The organism is Arthrobacter sp. CAL618 (assembly GCF_000468215.1).
In the GTDB taxonomy this organism is placed as follows: Bacteria; Actinomycetota; Actinomycetes; order Actinomycetales; family Micrococcaceae; genus Arthrobacter_D.
The window spans coordinates 1-16,710 of the sequence record NZ_ASZW01000069.1; the positions used below are offsets into that span (position 1 = coordinate 1).

Below are 16,710 nucleotides of genomic sequence, written 5' to 3' on the forward strand. Positions count from 1 at the left end.
CCACTTTTCTGTGTCTAGCGTTTACTATCCGTGGTTACGGGTTGCAGCCGCCGTTGTCCTCGGTGTAACCATCGAGACGCTGGATGAAGGCTGCCATCGCGTCGCGGGCGACCGGCTGAAGGCGCTTGTACTCGCCGTCGTCGAAGCCCTGGGTGATGTTGTTCTCGGCCATCCAGGAGATCTCCCGGTGGAACTGATCGTTCACCGGAACGTCCGGGAACGGTGCAACCTGCGGTGCAACGTAATCCGCTGCGTCGGCGATGATGCAGTACTCACCAGCGAAGCGGTTCATGAACGCGGCCATCGCGTCACGGTTGACGGGAGCGAGCGGACGGAAGGTGCCATCGCTGTAGCCGGTCGACAGGCCGGTCTCGGCCATCCACGCCATCTCCTTGTAGAACTGGGTTCTAGGAGTGATGTCAGCGAATGGAGAGGTGGTGGGCTCCGCGAAAGCAGGCTCACCAGCCAGGCGGTAGAGGAACGCCGCCATGGCATCGCGGTTGATCGAGGCCAGCGGACGGTAGGTGCCATCCGGGTAGCCGGTGGTCAGCCCCTGGTCAGCCAGCCAGTTAATGGCCTCCTCATGCTCATTGCCCGCAACATCCGGGAACCGGAGCTGGTCAACCTGCATGTCGAGGATTTCATCCTTCAGGCCCGTTGCGTTGTGGTGGTGCAGGAACAACGCGCGGGCGTCGGTGACGCCTTCCTGACGGTTGACGCCAATCGTTGTACCCTCGGCGGCAATGAATACCGTGTCGGGGGTGACGCCTTCGAACCACAGCTCAGGCTCGGTGACGTTGAAGTCAATCCACTCGGTCTCGTCGACCGATCCCGCGGTGTTGCCATCCTCGTCCACATTGAACGGGCTGGCGGTGGAGACGCGGTACTGGATCGGAGCCGAAGCACTCAGGTCCAGGCCCAGGTCAGCAACCGGGACAGGCAGAGTGATGACGTTGGTGTCGAAGGTGTTCGTGTCCAGGCTGCCGTCGACGCCGTTGGCGAAGTACAGGCTGTCACCCTGGCCCAGCGAGCCATCGTCAAGCACCGGTGCCACCTCGAACAGGATCATGTCCAGGTCGTCGAGGCGCAGGGTGATGACCACCATGTCGGCTTCGGTGTCACCGTCAAGATCCAGTTCAACTGCAACCTGGCTATTGCCACCCAGCTGAGCCCAGTTCTGCCAGGTGCTGATACCGAGGTTCAGGTAACCCTCTTCTGCTTCGCCGCCGGCTGCGACAACTGCCGGAACCGTTGATGCGGCACCAACCGAGCGGAGGTCCAGGGAGTACAGGGACTCCAGCGGACGCTCGTCGGCCCGGGGGCTTTCAGCGCCAAGAACCAGCGGGGTCACGAGCGATGCATAGCGCGAATCCGATCCACCCTGCAGCAGGCCGCGGCCCTCAAGCACTACTGAGCTCTCAAGGGTTGAGGCGTTCTCGAACATGATCTGGGCGCCAGCCGAGATTTCCGATGTGGGCTTCGGTGCTGAGTAGACGGGAACACGCAGCGTGTTCACTTCACTCGCGAACTGCACGCGGCCCGACACATCGGCAAGGTACTGACGGGCGACGCCGAACTGAGTCTCCTCAGCAGCCGGGTCGATCGTCTTCGCCAGGGCGGCTGGATCATCAATGGTCAGCGTGACGTCGACAGTTGCCGTGCCGTTGGCTGGAACATCGAAGGCATTGGTGAGCGTTTCAGGCGCAAGCACCTGCGGCGTCACACTGATCTCGGCGCCTGGCATCGTTGACGCCTCAAGGTAGGAGGCGCTGTAGCGAATCACGTCGTCCGACTTGTTTTCCACGGTGATCTGCTTGGTCATGGTCATCGCTTCGCTGCCAAGCTCCAGAACGCCGAAGTTCACCGAGGTGAGCGATGGCTGTTCTGTCGAGTAGGCCAGGACCGGGGTGTCCAGTGCCAATACGGCGTCGACGCGTCCGGAACCTACGCGGTTCGGGGCGTACTCGACGCCATCGGCTGTCACCAGATCGGCGATGGCCGTATTCATGATCATGGACTTGATCTCATACGGGTTGAAGTTGGTCTCTGCGTACAGCAGTGCAGCGATGCCAGCCACGTGTGGGGCTGCCATTGAGGTGCCGCTCTTGACCGATGCGCCGGTTCCCGTGCCAACCTGGACCGAACCAGTTGAGACGCCGGGGGCTGCTACATCGGGCTTCACAACTCCGTTGGAGCCGTGCAGCCCGCGGGAGGAGAAAGCTGCGAGCGTGTCGAGTGCGTCGGAGCTGCCGCCGGCAGTTGCCTGGTAACCGGAATCGAGACGAACTTCAAGGGTGCCAGCTTCTGCTGCTGGTTCCAGCTGCTCGGAGAATTCGGCGTTGAACTGGACGCCGGGAATGGTGGCGTTGCCGCCGATGCCGGACTCGAAGACTGAGCGGGGCGAGTCGAGGACCACACCTGCTCCGCCTGCGGCTTCAACGTTGTTGAAGCGGGTAACGGATCCGCAAGGGAATGTTCCATCCTCTTCCCACTGCAGCCAGACCCATTCACCGTCGAAGGTGCCCGGTGCGAAGGGCTGGCAACCGAACGCGTTGGCGGGATCAGCCTTGACAACCGTGCCCGTGAGCTCTTCCTCAGTGGCCGTGGAGTAGTCGTAGTTGACGCTGTACTGGCCAGCAGCCTGCCCGACGACGTCGTCAGGTGCGAGCACGTCAACCCGGTCGAGGGTGATCTGCGAACCGACGCTTGCGGCGACGGTCAGGGCGGACTCTGAGCTGCCTGGGGAGCCGCCGATGTCGTAGACGTCGCCGCTGTTGCCTGAGGAGACAACGGAAAGGACGCCCTGAGCCGTCAGAGCGTTAACGATGTCGTTTTCAGGATCGTCATAGGCGGGGAATGCCGCGCCGAGTGACATGTTGACAACCTGAGCGCGGTCGTCGAAGTTGCCGTCACCGTTCGGGTCCAGCACGAAGTCGAGTGCTGAACCGACAACTGCGCTGGAACCCGTGCAGCCGAAGACCCGGAGGGCGACCAGCTGGGATTCGGGAGCCGAGCCGGGACCGATCCGCATGGCGTTGACGCCGTCGGCGTCGAGGGTGGCGTAATCGCCGTCAAAAGTGGAGCCGTCGTCGTTGACGCCGTAGCCCGAAGAGGTACCGGCGACGTGCGAACCGTGGCTCTGGCAGTCGAGGGGGTTGAGGTCTGGTTGAGGAATGTCATTGTCGGGGTCACCGGCGTCATAGTCGTCGCCCACCAGGTCGTAGCCGCCCACAAACTTAGCGGCGTCGAAGAGAGCTGGGTCTGGGACCAGGTCTGCCTGCGCCTGCTCGAAGGCCTCGATCGTGCCCGGGCCGCCGAAACCGGAGTGGGTGTAATCAAGTCCGGTGTCCAGCACGGCAACGGTGATGCCGTCGCCGGTCTGATCGCGTGCGGTCCAGGCATCAAGCGCGCGGGTGTCGATGTCCGCGCCCTTGTTGGTCACGGTCTTCGGCACAATACCGGTGATCTTCACGACGTCGGGGCGGGCAGCAAGTGCCTTGATTGCCTCGGCGTCACCTTGAATGGCAACACCAGGGATGGTGTTGGTGGTGGTGTAGAGCTGCGAGGCTGACGCCTCGGCCGCTACCTCATCGGCCTGGGCCTGAATTCCGGCCCTGATGTTCAGAACATCGTTGGTCCGATCGACGGGGGACTGAATTCCATTGCGAACCGCTACCGGCTGCGTTTGTTCGAAGGCGCCTTTTCCTGCGAACTGGATATAGGCCGCTGTGGGGCCTGTCCGATCCGCCAGATCCCTGCTGACCTTAAGATCGGGTACTGCCTGGAGCTCAATTCCCTCGGCTGTGGGTTCACCCGATGACGGTGATTCCAGAGCCGAAGCAGGCGCCCACATGCTGGAAGCCAGAACAAGGCCAGTTAGCGATGCCAACACAGCCTTCCCCGTATTCCGGTGGTATGACTTGCTCATACTTCTCCTTAGTGAGGCTCAGTCATGACCACCCGCTGAGACCTGTGATTAGCTCCCCGCAAGTACTGCTGACACGGCCATGACAGATGTGAGTGACGTTCCCTGAATGAACAAGTTGCGTCAGCAGTAGTTGAACAGTGGATGCCGGTTGCCCGACCCCCTCCACCGGTACTACCTTTCTGTGTGATCAGTCACAAGTCAACGGCTACCACACAAAAAACTTAGTTAAGTTAGGCAATTTCCTGGTAATTCCCTGAGCAGGCCCACGCGGTGTGAAATCGATGACTATTCAGGGCTTCTAGCGCCCCAGTATTCTGCTTTTCAGCTGGCGATAGCGACGCCTCACCAGCGAGACGAGGCTAGCGTCACTGACTGCTTCCTCAAGCCGCTGCACCCGTTCGGCCAGCCGGTTGTTGGATTCGAGAATCTGGCGCAGGAGGTCTTCCGAATAGTTCTGCCGGTGATGCAGGTGGTCGAACTCGCGCTGCTGATAGGACGTCTGGTAAAGCAGTGAGCCCAGCCCTGACTGGCTGACGTGCTCTTTGAGGTGGATCTCGCGCACCAACTGATCCAGCCGCCTGTGCTCGGCGTCACCAACGATCACGCTGTTCCCGAGGTCTCCGGTCGCGTCTTTTCGCTGGTTCCAGAACGCCAGCGGCTCCTCATCGAGGAAACCCAGCGTGTGCTGCTGGAGCAGGCGGAGCTGAAATTCCCAGTCGCCCACTACCGAGAGGGATTCGTTGTAATAGCCAATCCGGTCATGAACTGAACGGCGATAAAGCAGCGAAATGGGGACGCACCGGTTGTGCCGGAGAGTATCAAACAAGGTGATTGACTGCAGCTGCGGCTGGAAAATCTCCCGGCTAATTTCTTCGATTGTCCCGTCGGTGATCCGCTCGAAGACCAGTTCGGTGCGGACAGCCACGCCGGCGTCGTCGTGGTGCGCCAGATAAGCCAGGGTCCGTTCGAGGAACTCAGGGTGCCATTCGTCGTCGTCATCGTGGATGGCGATGAACTCGGAGTCCGACGCTTTGATGCCGGCATTGGAGGCTGCCTCCATTCCGCGCGCCACGTCATGGTGGATGACCTGGACCCGATCGCCGAGCTGCAAGCGGTAGCGGTCCACCACCGGGTCCACTTCGGCGCGGTCGCCGCCGTCGTTCACGACGACGAGGGTCCACTGGGTCATGGACTGGCCGAGGAGATCGCGCAGTGCGCGGTCCAGCAGCACCGACCGGTTCCGGGACCGCATGATAACGGCGACTGAGGGAGAAGGAGGGAGTGTCACTGAAAGTCCTTAGACGGCTTTGCGCGGTCGGAACCGCGTACGTAGGGAGGCTAGTTTGCGGACCAGCCTGAAACTGGAGGAATTGAACCAGCCTTGCAGCTCGTCCCGGGCGGCGGCGGCTTCCCCCTCAAGGTGCTCGCGGGTTTTGCGGAGGTCAGCCAATTCTGCCGCCATCGGGAGGAACACCACCCGCGCCGTGTCGGCGGCTGCGGACCAAGTTCCCCGTGGGACCCATTGGCGGTGCGGCAACGGCGACTGAACCTTGGCTGGCTTGCCTTGCAGGGTCCCAACCACTGAGTCCCACCAGGCGGAAGATTCGGTGAGCTTCTGGGGTCGGAGAGACTGCACCTGTTCCGCTATGTCTGTGCGGCGTTGCCAGGCCTCACGGAGGGCCTGCCCGATCGTGCCGTCGAGCATTGACGGCAGGGGCAGAGCGAAGTCGGCCAGGCCCCAGTTGGCGAGGGCCCCACGCAACCGCACGTCGCTGTATTCATCGAGGGACAAGGCAACCGTGGGGACGCCGCCGTCGAGAGCGAAAACCACCGGGTGATACCGCGACGTGACCACCAGGGCTGCCCGGGAGGTGAGGACTGCGGTGTCGCGCGCCGACGCGATGGGTTGTGACTGGACGGAGGAAGTCATCGCCGCTGCAATCTCCGCGTGTATTGCTTCATCGATGCCGCCCTCACCCTCAACAGCCATGTGGGGCAGGAGAAGGACCGGCAGGCCGGTGAGGTCGGCCGCGTCGTCCAGGGCTTTCGCGACGGCCGTTACGAACAGGTCGCGGGGACAGGCGCCAGTGTTGCCGGCGAAGGTGCCAACGATATAGGAGGCCACAGGTGGGGTGCTTCCCGGCGGGTGACCGCCGTCGTCGGGCTGCTGCCGGGCGGCGGTGTTGGACGCGAGGAAGGAAGCATCGTCAAGGCACCGCACCACGCTGGATCCTGCCAACTCCCGTCCGAGGCTGAGCGAACTGTCCTCACGTGCACCTACCAGAGCGGCGCGGGAGAGCATCTGTACTGCCACTTCACGGTCAGCGCCGTACAGCATAGGCCCGATAGTCTGGCCAGCAATCACCACTGCCTTGCCGAGGTGCCGCGCAATTGCGGTGACCGCTGCGCGTTCGTAGAGCAGCCAGCCGTACACCGAGTTCATGTTGCCGCCCCCTGCGATCAGCACTGAGTCGCAGCCGCGGATGGTCTCGATGAGCCCGTGCACCTGGTCGTTGTCGGCAAGGCTATGAGGCTCGCCGTTGAGGAGTGAGAGTATCTCGTTGAGGTAATGCTGGTAGTCGGCGTACGGCCACGGAAATTCGATGGTCGGCGCTGCCTCGGTGCCGAACCGACCGGTCGTGTCAGCTGCGTTCCGGCTGAGCAGGACAACGTCCTTGATGCCGCGGGCTGCGAGTTCATCCACGGCGGCATGAGTCATTGCATCATCACCGACGTGGTAAATGCGCTGTCCGATATCGCCCAGAATCGCTACCCTCATGCCGGGATCCCGGCGGCGCCGCCCTGCCAGACTGCATCGAATGGTGCCTGCGAGGACAACCTGTGACGAATCGCCTCGGTCACGAAACTCTTGGCTGTTCGAGCCGCATCAAGAGGACTGGCGCCCTTGGACAGTTCCGCAGCAATGGCGGCGGCGAGGGTGCAGCCCGCGCCGCTGACAGCTACTTCGCCGACCTTCGGGGCTGACAGCAGCTCCAGGGTAGTGCCATCGAAGTAGACGTCGACGGCGTTTTCACCTTCCAGGCGGATGCCGCCCTTGGCGACGACGACGGCGCCGCTGATCTCATGGATCCGTTTGGCGGCCTCCTGCAGATCCTCGATGCTGTTGATGGTCATGCCCGACAACGACTCAGCCTCGAAGTGGTTGGGAGTGACAACAGTTGCGAGCGGGAGAATGTTTGCCTTCAGTGCCTGATCCGTGTCGAGCGCGGCGCCGGGCTCCTGGCCCTTGCAGATCAGCACCGGGTCCAGCACGATGTTGCGCCACTGCTGGCTCTTCAACGCCGTCGCAACAGTGTCAATGGTTGCCGGAGTACCCAACATGCCGATCTTGACGGTTTCCACGGGGTAACAGGTCAGGACTGCCTCCAACTGGTCGGCGATGACCTGCGGCTCGACCGCCACGAAACGATGGTTCCAGTTGTCCTTCGGATTGAACGACACGATGCAGGTCAGCGTCGCGATGCCGAAAACGCCGAGTTCCTGGAAGGTCCTGAGGTCCGCCTGGGCGCCAGCGCCACCGGTCGCCTCGGATCCGGCGATGGTGAGAGTCACTGCGGGGGCGGAATGAGTTAGGGGCATTTGTACAGTCTGCCTACTTTCGGGCAGGGCGGCCAGTTCAGGGCGCACCGCGGGCGTGGCAGAATTGGACTGCCCGGGGGCAGCCGGGCATCAGTGCTAATACAGCGGACCCAATCGTGTCCGCGAACCACTTCGATGAATGAGATGACGTTGACTCAACTGCAGGAAAAAACCCGCGCCAAATTCGCCTCCTCGGGCAGTACCTACTTCGCGATCATGCTGGCGACCCTCGCCGTCGTCGTGCTGCTGTCCAATATCGGGGCCTCCAAGGGTGTGCTGATCGGTCCGATTATTGGTGACTTCAGCATCATCACCGACGGCGGATTCTTCCTTTTCCCGCTGGCCTACATCCTCGGCGACGTCATCAGCGAGGTGTACGGTTTCAAAGCCGCCCGGCTGGCGATCATCGTGACCTTTGTATTGTCGGCGTTCGCCTCGCTCTGCTACCTGGTCATCATCGCCCTGCCCGGGTTCGACGACGACTTCGGCACCTCGAAGCAGGCTGCCCTGGAAGGAGCGCTCGGACCGGTTCCCTTAATTGTGCTTGCCTCCCTCCTGGCCTTCGCCGTCGGTCAGACCCTCAACGCCTGGGTCCTGGTCAAAATGAAGGGGCGCTTCGGCGAGCGCGGTCTAGTGGGCCGGCTGCTCGGCTCGACAGTGGTCGGCGAGTTCGCTGACACCCTGATTTTTTGTGCCATTGCTGCGTCGGTTATTGGTATCACCACCTTCAGCGGGTTCCTCAATTACCTGCTCTTCGGCTTTCTGTACAAAACCCTGATCGAGGTGCTGTTCGTGCCGGTCACGACGCTGGTCATCAAGGCCATCAAAAAGCGCGAACCGAGTTACGCCGCGTCCTAACGGTCCCGGTCTCACGCTCACCCGGAAAAGTGCCGGAGCCGCAGACGAGTGGTGGGGCGGCCACCCGTCTGCAGGTCACGCACTTTTCCGGTGCAATGAGCTCGCGCGGTGCAGAGCCACCAGGATGCGTGCCTTAAGCTCTGCCTCACGGAAGAGGTCCGCCCATTCGATGCGGATGAACTGCCAGCCGTCCTCCATCAAGGCCTTTTCCCGCGGCGCTCCTCGAACAGCACCTCCTGCGTCGGGGAGAAGTCGAAATACTTGATCCTGCCGTCGAACTCAAGGGCCAACAGAAGCTCCCGCCAGGCAAAGTCGAGCCGGTGATCGCCGTGCCTGGTCCGGACAGAGACCTGTTCCTCCGGCATCGGCAGCCCCATCCGGCGGAGAAAATGTCTGGTCAAGGTCTCGCCCGGGGACTCTGCCAAAGCGCTGGCTCTGGCGGTGATCGCCCGAGCGTTGGCGATGCCCTTGTGGCCGGAGAGCTGCAAGGCGATGTCCTGCATCAGGGACTGGTTTCCGCCGAGTTGCAGTGCGTGATCGGCGATGATGAGCGACTGGCGGTAGGAAAGTATTCGGGCACAGTCCACCACGGTGCGCTCCAGGGCTGTGATTCGCAGGCCCTTCCCGGAGGAAACGTCCTGGGGTGACAGTGACGAGTAATGGGCCCGGACGTCCGGACCATGCCCGTGTGGGCTGGTCGGAAACCCCTGGGTGAGGTGGACCAGGTCATCAACCTTCCACAGGTGTAGGCCATGGATGCGGGCAGCCGAGGTATGGCTGTACACCATCCCCCTCCGTGTTGTGGGCAGCAGCGCGTGATGATGAGCGTAGATGCGTTGCAGGGCCCGGGTCTCAAGCGACTGTTGCTGCCAGAGCTGGCCGGAAAGGTAACAGCCGCGTCGCAACCGGACCAGATCTCCGCCTGGACGAACCGGGCAATCTGCCGATCGCTGACGTTTCGCTCGGCGAGTTCCTCAGTGGTCCACGGACTCGTGGAGGCCTTTAGCCAGGGCGGGCACTCGATGTTCATGCAGCCAGCATGCGCCGATCCAAACTCGATGGGGTGGGTCGACGCCGTTATGTGGACAACTCGGCGCGGTTGATGGCTGTGGAGGAGGAGTCGGGCCGCGGGGGACGCAGGCGTGACGCCCTGCCGCACCCGGAAAAGTGGCGCACGTGCAGGGTCGCTGCTGGGCAACCACTAACGTGCGGGTCAGCCACTTTTGTGGGCCGCGGGCGCGGGGCAGCCACTCTTTTGCGCGGGAAGATGCGCGGGAAGATGCGCGGGAGGATGCGCGGGCGGGGCCGGGGAGGGGCTAGGCGTAGTAGCGGCCAAGCACCTCAGCCTTGAAGTCGAAGAAGGTGCCGTCGCCGATTGCGTCGCGGGCGTCGTCGACCAGTTTCACAATGAACCGCTCATTGTGGATGGAGATGAGGGTGGCCGAGACCATTTCCTTCGCCTTGTACAGGTGGTGGATGTAGGCCCGGGTGTAGTTGGTGCAGGTGTAGCAGTCGCAGCCGTCCACCAGCGGTGTGAAGTCCTTCCTGAACCGGGCGTTGGACAGATTCCACCGCCCATCGGGGGTGTAGAAGGCTGAGTTGCGGGCTACCCGGGTGGGGGAGACGCAGTCGAAGGTGTCGGCGCCGTTCTCGATGCCGGTGAACAGATCGTCTGGTTCCGAGATCCCCAACAAGTGCCGGGGCTTGTTCTCCGGCAGCTCATCAGCGCACCAGCCCAGAATGGTCCCAAGGTTCTCTTTTTCCAGCGCCCCGCCGATCCCGAACCCGTCGAAGCCCATGCCGCCAAGGTCCCGGGAAGCCTTGCGTCGAAGATCCTCGTACTGGGCGCCCTGAATGACGCCGAACAGCGCCTGGTAGGGCTTTCCCGCCCGTTCCTCGGTCAGCCGGTCATGTTCGGCGATGCAGCGCTCCGCCCATAACCGGGTGCGCTCCAGCGACTCTTCCTGGTACGTGCGGGAGTTCATCAGCGTGGTGAGTTCGTCGAACGCGAACATGATGTCGGCGCCGAGCTGATGCTGGACCTGCATCGAAATCTCCGGGGTGAAACGGTGCCGGTCTCCGTTGAGGTGCGATTTGAACCACACGCCGTCGTCGTCAATGTGGGCGANGAGCCGCTCCTTGCCGGCGGCCACCCGGTGGTCGGAGCCGCCCCCCTCGGCGTCGGCGACGTTCATGGTGATGACCTTCTTGAATCCGGATCCCAGGCTCATCACCTGGAAGCCGCCCGAATCGGTGAAGGTTGGCCCATCCCAGTTCATGAAGCGGCCCAGCCCGCCAGCCGCGTCGAGGATCTCAGGACCGGGCTGCAAATACAGGTGGTAGGCGTTCGCGAGGAGTGCCTGCGCCCCCAACTCCTGCATCGACTCGGGAAGCACTGCCTTGACCGAGGCTTTGGTGCCGACGGCGATGAAGGCCGGGGTGCGGATTTCGCCGTGAGGGGTGCTGATGGTCCCGGTGCGCCCGTGCAACGGTTTACCTGTCGGGTCGCTCAACCGCTCGTTGACGGTGAAGGTGAAAGTGGATTGCTGGGTATCGGTTGGCACCAACCCATTTTGCCAGCAATTACGTGGACGGCTTTCCGGTCCGCCCCAGGGCTGAAGTGACGAGCGGGTCAGCATCGGGGTAGTGGTCACGGCGCACCGCTTCCCATCCGTCCCATACGCTATGCAGCGCCTTGGCGCCGAGCGCGTAGGTCGAGGCGATGACCAGCGACGACGGCTCGTCGCGGACCCCTTCAGTCACAGGCTGTTCGGCGAGGATGAGCAGTCCGTCGCCGTGCTCGGCGTACTGGGCCACAGTCAGCCCCAGCTGGTGTTCGGTGCGGAACCACACCCGGCCGGTGATCTCCTGCCCACCCGGCAGGGTGAGGGAATAGGGGTCACCGGGTTCGCCCACCGATCCGGCTCCCAGCCGGTCAGCGATGGCTTGTCCGTCGGAGGGGGTGCCCGCGAAAAACGCTGTGTGCCGGTCGGTGTTGGGATGCCGCTCCAGCGCGAACCGCAGTTGCTGGAGAAACGAGATCCATCCCTCGGTGATGTCCGCATACCAGTCGGCCATCTCCGACTCCGGTTCGGGTAACCCACGTTCCACCGTGACGACCGTTCCATCCGGGCCCGGCTCCAACAGGAACGTGTCTCCGTCCTCGAGGGTCAGGGAACGGTGGTCCTGGCCTTCAGTTACCCCCGGCGAGAAGAAGATGAGGCGGATCTCCTCAGCCAGCCCGTCGTAGTCCCAGCCGTGCCACTGGGCGACCTTGGCTGGCTCGCGGAGCATCACCCAGACCTGGCGGGCGTCGGCGTTAATGTGGACGCTGAGAGGATTTACCCCATCTTTCCCGACAGCGCTGCTGGTGCCGGAGGGGGCCGATGAGTGATTCATGGCGACACTCTACTCCCGCAGCAGGTTTCACTCCAGAGCCCTACAGGGCGCGGATCGCCACCAATTCGTTGTGGATCCGCCGGGTCAGTTCATCAGCGGTCAGCGTCTCGGATCCGCCGTGGGATCGCAGGTACAACAGAGACGACAGCCGCACCACGCGCCAAGCCCTTTCGACGGCGGCATCCCCCGCGGCTGCTGCGCGGCTGATCTCCGGGTCGTAAAGGTTGGGAGCGTTCAGTTGGCGCTGCCGGACCGCAGCAGCGAGCTTGGCTTTCAAAGGGTCCGTCTCGGCGTCGTCGGCGGTACGGAGAGACGCCGAATAGGCCTCCGAGCGGGCGACGTCGCCGTCGTCGTAGGCGAGGTAGGAGGCCAGCGCCAACGCTCCCTCAATCCACTTCCACCGCCCGAAATTACCGTCGAAGGGTAGCGGGGTCAACAGGTCGCAGACCCGGAGCGCGTTTGCGGCGTCGGCGAAGTCAACCAGAAGGCTCACCGCGAGATCGTGCACATCCTGCAGGTTGCTTCCCGACTTGAAGTTCACGCCCTTGGTGAGCCGGTCAGCAAGACCCTGCAACTGGGCGCTTTCGGGATGCACCGACACGGCGTGGGCGATGACAGCCTCTGGGGTCCCATCCTGGGCGGGGATGGCACCTACCACCGGTGCGCCGTCGTCGACGGTGATCTGGACCTGCGACCCGGCCGCGATCCGCAGGGTGTCGCCGGACTCCAGGGTTGCGACGACGACGGCGGGAGTCCCGAAATCGTCCGTCTCAATGTCGGTTTCCACCACCTCTGCGGGGTCCGCGCCCGCCGGTCCAATGATGTGGTGACCGGCGGTGACAGCTTCGGCGCCAACCCGTCGGACACGCGTGGGTTTCCGGTTGCCGGTCACTGGTTAGCGTCCCCAGCCGGCGTAGGCCAACGCCTGACGGAGCAGTCCGCCGCGCCCGCCGGAGAACTCTGCCTGAACACCATCGCTTAATGCCTCATCGGGGGTCATCCAGGAAAGCTCCAGCGCATCCTGGCGCGGCTGGCATTCACCGGTGACAGGAATCAGGTAGGCGAGGGCGACGGCGTGCTGGCGGTCATCGGTCATGCCGGTTTCCGACGGTGAAGGGAAATACTCCGCGACGGTGAAGGGCGTCGGGCAGGGCGGCAACTGCGGCAGGGCGAACGGCCCCAGATCCTTCTCCAGATGCCGCACCAGCGCGGCGCGGATAGTTTCCCGATACATCACCCGACCAGAGACGAACGTCCTGACCATTTCACCCTGATCGTTGGCCTGCAACAGCAAACCCACCTCAGTGACATAACCGAGCGAGTCGCACCGCACCGGGATGGCCTCCACATAGACCATGGGGAGGCGGCGGCGGGCTTCGTAGAGGTCATCCTCTGAAAGCCACCCGGGATTGGGGTCTGGGGTGCGAACGTTCATACCTTGTTTTATCGCAGACAAGCCGTCGACGGCGGGCGGCGCGCTGCACTTCGGCCATTGGCTGAATTGCCAGACCGCAGCACACCCCTGATGCGGTGACCGCCGGGCGGGGGCGGCCGGGCAGCGATCGCCGGGGGTGGCCGCCCGCCGTCAGCTCAGCCTTCCGGCCGCTCACTGATGGTGAATGACCGGTGCGCTGAGACAGGCACGGTCAGGATGCGGTTCCTGCCCGTCCCTGACATTTCGGCGGAGAAGCCGGCGTGCTGCACCCGGAGCCGGAGGTCCGCGACGTCGCCCGCATAGTCAAAACCCACCTGGAAGTACTGGTGTCCGCCGGTCCGTACGACCACCCGCCCGCCGTTCTTGGCGGTGAAATCCGTTGCTTCGGCCGCCGGGCCGTGGGGGCGTGCCCCAATGTCTCTGAGCATCCTGGCTGCCCTCTGCGGGTCGGGGGTCGACCAGATGCAGACAACGGTCAAGGCGTGATCCACGTCGGGGTCCAGGAGCCGATCGCCCTGATCGACGGGGATGGTTTGTCCCGGCGCCTCGACCCGGACAGCCGTCATGCCAGCCGCATCCCTGATCACTTCCGCTGCTGTTCCGCTCTCGGCGGTGCGGCGGGCAAACTCTTCGAGAACTCCCGCCTCGAAGCCCAATAGCGTCAGTTCGGCGGTGCCCGGCTGGAGCGCGATCCGGCCACCGCCCGCGTCGAAGAAAGCAGTCCCCTGCTGCTGGACCATTCCCAGGGCCGGAAGCAGGTCTCCCAGCAGCTGGGGGTCGGTGGTGATCAGGGTGGGGCGAACGCGCAGCATGTGGGGCCTCAACGGATTCTGGGGGTCGGGAAGCTCAGCCGAGCATGAAGGTTTACAGTAACCCCATGAAGGCTGAACTGCCCGAACTGTTGGTTCCCGATGCGTCGGCGTGGAAGGAATGGCTTGGCGCCAATCACTCCGTCTCCCCGGGAGTCTGGCTGATCCTGCACAAGAAGGGCGGCTCCGTCACCGGGCTGACCTACGCCGCGGCGTTGGATGAGGCACTGTGCGTGGGCTGGATCGATGGCCAGGCCCGACGACGGGACGAGGGGAGTAGCTTCCAGCGGTTTACCCCGCGCGGCCCGCGCAGCATCTGGTCGGTACGCAACATTGGCTTCATTGAACGCCTCACGGCTGAAGGCCGAATGATGCCGGCAGGGCAGGCCGCCGTCGACGCCGCGAAAGCCGATGGTCGATGGGAGCGGGCCTACGCTGGGCCGGCCACTGCTGAGGTTCCGGACGACCTAGCCGCGGCCATTGCCGCCGAACCGGAAGCACAGGCCATGTTCGATGTCCTGACCTCACAAAACAGGTACGCCCTGATCTTCCGTCTGACCCAGCTGAAAACCGAGGCCGCCAGGGAACGGAACATCGCCAAGTTCGTGGCAATGCTCGCTCGACACGAGACTTTGTATCCACAGCGGAAGCTACCCTGAGCCGTCACAAAACTAATTAGGGCACACTTCTGTGACTAATTCGAAAAATTCCCGTGTAAGGTAATCCTTACCAACACTTCAACACTGGAACATCTTCGGAGACATCACACTCATGACCAACAGATTTGCTGCCCTAGCCGCTGGCGCCACCATCCTCGCCCTCGTGGGCTGTGGGGCGACGACCGAATCAGGCTCCGATCAAACGGATCCAGCACCAGCCGCCGAGTTGGAGAGCGACAATGCGTTCACCCTCTACTCCGGCCGCGACGAAGCACTGGTCCAGCCACTGATCGACATGTTCGAAGAATCCACGGGCGTTGAGGTGGACGTGCGTTACGGGAACACCGCTGAACTCGGTGCACTCCTCCTGGAAGAAGGCGAGCAGACGCCGGCCCAGGTCTTCCTTTCCCAGGATGCGGGGGCGCTCGGCGCTCTCAGCAGCGCCGGGTTGTTCAGTACCCTCCCGGAGGACCTCGCGGCCACCGTTCCCGACGGATTCACCTCCACGGATGACAGCTGGGTGGGTGTCACGGGCCGGGCCCGCGTCATCGTGTACGACGGCGAGGAGCTGACGGCTGAGGAAGTCCCAGTCTCCGTGGATGACCTGACCGAACCCGAATGGTCCGGTCGGGTGGGGGTAGCCCCATCGAACGCCAGCTTCCAGGCCTTCGTCACGGCCTACCGGGTGCTGAACGGTGAAGAGGCAGCCGATGAATGGGTATCGGCGCTCGCGGCCAACGACCCACAGATCTTCGAGAACAACGGGGCTGTCCTGACCGCTGTGAACGAGGGAGTTGTCGAAACCGGTTTGATCAACCACTACTACTGGTTCCGCCAGGCAGCCGAGGCCGGCGAGGAAAACATGCGCGCCCAGCTGTCCTACCCCGAAGCCGGAGACCCAGGCTCCATCGTGAACGTCACCGGTGCGGGCATCCTGTCCAACGCCGCGCAGGACGCCGACGCCCTCAAGTTCGTCGAATTCCTGGTCTCGGCTGAAGCGCAGCAGTACTTCGTCGATGAAACGTTCGAGTACCCGCTCGCGGACGGTATTGACGCACCCGAGGGATTGCCAGCGTTGGATTCGCTGGTCAACCCGGACCTGGACCTCTCGGATCTGGAATCCCTGGAACAGACCCAGGAACTGCTCAGCAAGCATGGGCTGATCTGATCTAGGTAGGAGCCGGTGACCCTCGAATGACCCTCGTCCGAACTGGACGCGCCAGCAGCACGCCGGCGCGTTCAGTTCGTGCGCCCGGCACCGGCCGTGCCCCCTGGGTCAAGCCTCCCGCCTGGCTGCTGCTTCTGGCCATGCTGGCTGCCACCACGGCAGCGATCCCGTTGGTCTACCTCGTCGCACGCACCACCGACGCCGGGTTCACCGAACTCGTCGACACGCTCCTGCGGGCCAGGGTCCTGCAGCTTGCGCTGAACTCGGTCCTGCTGGCGGCATCGGTGACCATCGCATGCCTGGTGTTGGGTACCGCATCGGCGTGGGTGTTGACCCGGGTCAGAATCCCCGCACCCCGCGCCATGCTCCTGATCTCAGCTTTGCCGCTCGCCGTCCCCTCCTACCTCGCTGCCTACGGCTGGCTGGTCTGGTTGCCGACCCTCGACGGATTCTTTGCGAGTTGGCTGATCATGACGGCCGTCTGCACGCCCTATGTCACCTTGCCGGTTGCCGCAGCGCTCCGAGGCGCCTCGGGCGATCTCGAGGCGGTGGCCCGCACGTTGGGCCGCGGTCCCTGGGGAGCGTTCAAAGCCGCGACCTGGCCGAGGGTCAGGCCTGCGGCCGCCGCGGGCGCCCTCCTCGTTGCCCTGTACACACTCTCGGACTTCGGGCTGGTGTCCATGTTGCGGTACCAGACCCTCACCTGGGGCATCAATTCGGCCTACGGCGCAAGCTTCGACCGCAACCAGGCGGCGCTGCTCGCGCTCATGCTCGTTGTCCTGGCGCTGACGGTGGTGGCGGGGGAGAAACGGTTCCGTGGCCGGGTCAGCCAGGGGGCAGGCCGCGGCAGGGTG

14 protein-coding genes are annotated in these 16,710 nt (G+C 63.6%); 4 read left to right on the plus strand and 10 right to left on the minus strand.

The features are described 5' to 3' along the window. Positions 1-34: 34 nt before the first annotated feature. The 4 genes from K728_RS0104095 to thiD all read right to left on the minus strand — a co-directional run bounded on the left by K728_RS0104095 (position 35) and on the right by thiD (position 7,528). Positions 35-3,928, minus strand: a complete 3,894-nt coding sequence (locus tag K728_RS0104095) for a S8 family serine peptidase (RefSeq protein ID WP_024475944.1) — start codon at positions 3,926-3,928, stop codon at positions 35-37. A 298-nt stretch (positions 3,929-4,226) separates the two neighbouring features. Continuing rightward, the gene (locus tag K728_RS0104100) at positions 4,227-5,216 is read right to left on the minus strand and encodes a glycosyltransferase family 2 protein (protein ID WP_156911162.1); all 990 of its coding nucleotides are present in this window, start codon (positions 5,214-5,216) and stop codon (positions 4,227-4,229) included. Positions 5,217-5,225: 9 nt separating this feature from the next. Further along, on the minus strand, positions 5,226-6,707 hold the full coding sequence (locus K728_RS18360) for a polysaccharide pyruvyl transferase family protein (RefSeq protein ID WP_024475946.1): 1,482 nt from the start codon (positions 6,705-6,707) through the stop codon (positions 5,226-5,228). After that, positions 6,704-7,528 carry a bifunctional hydroxymethylpyrimidine kinase/phosphomethylpyrimidine kinase gene (gene thiD / locus K728_RS0104110; protein ID WP_019482304.1) on the minus strand — a complete coding sequence of 275 codons (825 nt, stop codon included), beginning with the start codon at positions 7,526-7,528 and terminating at the stop codon, positions 6,704-6,706. Before thiD ends, K728_RS18360 begins: the two co-directional genes overlap by 4 nt. Before the next feature lie 144 nt (positions 7,529-7,672). Here thiD and K728_RS0104115 point away from each other — a divergent pair, with 144 nt between their 5' ends. Beyond that, the gene (locus tag K728_RS0104115) at positions 7,673-8,386 is read left to right on the plus strand and encodes a queuosine precursor transporter (protein ID WP_024475947.1); all 714 of its coding nucleotides are present in this window, start codon (positions 7,673-7,675) and stop codon (positions 8,384-8,386) included. Positions 8,387-8,583: 197 nt separating this feature from the next. On the opposite strand, the gene K728_RS21780 is transcribed toward K728_RS0104115, so the two are convergent. The 6 genes from K728_RS21780 to K728_RS0104145 all read right to left on the minus strand — a co-directional run bounded on the left by K728_RS21780 (position 8,584) and on the right by K728_RS0104145 (position 14,032). Beyond that, positions 8,584-9,174 carry a hypothetical protein gene (locus K728_RS21780; RefSeq protein WP_237742083.1) on the minus strand — a complete coding sequence of 197 codons (591 nt, stop codon included), beginning with the start codon at positions 9,172-9,174 and terminating at the stop codon, positions 8,584-8,586. 528 nt (positions 9,175-9,702) lie between these two features. Further along, positions 9,703-10,950 carry a tRNA guanosine(34) transglycosylase Tgt gene (gene tgt, locus K728_RS0104125; protein ID WP_024475948.1) on the minus strand — a complete coding sequence of 416 codons (1,248 nt, stop codon included), beginning with the start codon at positions 10,948-10,950 and terminating at the stop codon, positions 9,703-9,705. Between the two features lie 19 nt (positions 10,951-10,969). Continuing rightward, positions 10,970-11,785, minus strand: coding sequence for a hypothetical protein (locus tag K728_RS0104130; RefSeq protein ID WP_019482308.1), 816 nt, complete (start codon positions 11,783-11,785; stop codon positions 10,970-10,972). Positions 11,786-11,825: 40 nt separating this feature from the next. Further along, positions 11,826-12,677 carry a DUF6707 family protein gene (locus tag K728_RS0104135; protein ID WP_024475949.1) on the minus strand — a complete coding sequence of 284 codons (852 nt, stop codon included), beginning with the start codon at positions 12,675-12,677 and terminating at the stop codon, positions 11,826-11,828. Between the two features lie 3 nt (positions 12,678-12,680). Beyond that, positions 12,681-13,220: an NUDIX hydrolase family protein gene (locus K728_RS0104140; RefSeq protein WP_019482310.1), complete on the minus strand. Its 540-nt coding sequence runs from the start codon at positions 13,218-13,220 to the stop codon at positions 12,681-12,683. A gap of 155 nt (positions 13,221-13,375) precedes the next feature. After that, positions 13,376-14,032 (minus strand): hypothetical protein, encoded by a 657-nt coding sequence (locus K728_RS0104145; protein WP_024475950.1) that lies wholly within the window; start codon positions 14,030-14,032, stop codon positions 13,376-13,378. Positions 14,033-14,097: 65 nt separating this feature from the next. Here K728_RS0104145 and K728_RS0104150 point away from each other — a divergent pair, with 65 nt between their 5' ends. The 3 genes from K728_RS0104150 to K728_RS0104160 all read left to right on the plus strand — a co-directional run. Continuing rightward, positions 14,098-14,688 (plus strand): YdeI/OmpD-associated family protein, encoded by a 591-nt coding sequence (locus K728_RS0104150; protein ID WP_024475951.1) that lies wholly within the window; start codon positions 14,098-14,100, stop codon positions 14,686-14,688. Positions 14,689-14,800: 112 nt separating this feature from the next. Beyond that, a complete protein-coding gene (locus tag K728_RS0104155; RefSeq protein WP_024475952.1) occupies positions 14,801-15,856 on the plus strand; it encodes an iron ABC transporter substrate-binding protein in 1,056 nt (351 codons plus the stop codon). Between the two features lie 26 nt (positions 15,857-15,882). Further along, on the plus strand, positions 15,883-16,710 hold an 828-nt coding region (locus K728_RS0104160), incomplete at its 3' end, for an ABC transporter permease (RefSeq protein WP_024475953.1).

Excerpts from the sequence above, each read along its gene's own strand:
- K728_RS0104095 (WP_024475944.1), bottom strand. The coding sequence starts at position 3,928 with ATGAGCAAGTCATACCACCGGAATACGGGGAAGGCTGTGTTGGCATCG.
- K728_RS18360 (WP_024475946.1), bottom strand. The coding sequence starts at position 6,707 with ATGAGGGTAGCGATTCTGGGCGATATCGGACAGCGCATTTACCACGTC.
- thiD (WP_019482304.1), bottom strand. The coding sequence starts at position 7,528 with ATGCCCCTAACTCATTCCGCCCCCGCAGTGACTCTCACCATCGCCGGA.
- K728_RS0104115 (WP_024475947.1), top strand. The coding sequence starts at position 7,673 with ATGACGTTGACTCAACTGCAGGAAAAAACCCGCGCCAAATTCGCCTCC.
- K728_RS21780 (WP_237742083.1), bottom strand. The coding sequence starts at position 9,174 with ATGGTGTACAGCCATACCTCGGCTGCCCGCATCCATGGCCTACACCTG.
- K728_RS0104130 (WP_019482308.1), bottom strand. The coding sequence starts at position 11,785 with ATGAATCACTCATCGGCCCCCTCCGGCACCAGCAGCGCTGTCGGGAAA.
- K728_RS0104140 (WP_019482310.1), bottom strand. The coding sequence starts at position 13,220 with ATGAACGTTCGCACCCCAGACCCCAATCCCGGGTGGCTTTCAGAGGAT.
- K728_RS0104145 (WP_024475950.1), bottom strand. The coding sequence starts at position 14,032 with ATGCTGCGCGTTCGCCCCACCCTGATCACCACCGACCCCCAGCTGCTG.
- K728_RS0104150 (WP_024475951.1), top strand. The coding sequence starts at position 14,098 with ATGAAGGCTGAACTGCCCGAACTGTTGGTTCCCGATGCGTCGGCGTGG.
- K728_RS0104155 (WP_024475952.1), top strand. The coding sequence starts at position 14,801 with ATGACCAACAGATTTGCTGCCCTAGCCGCTGGCGCCACCATCCTCGCC.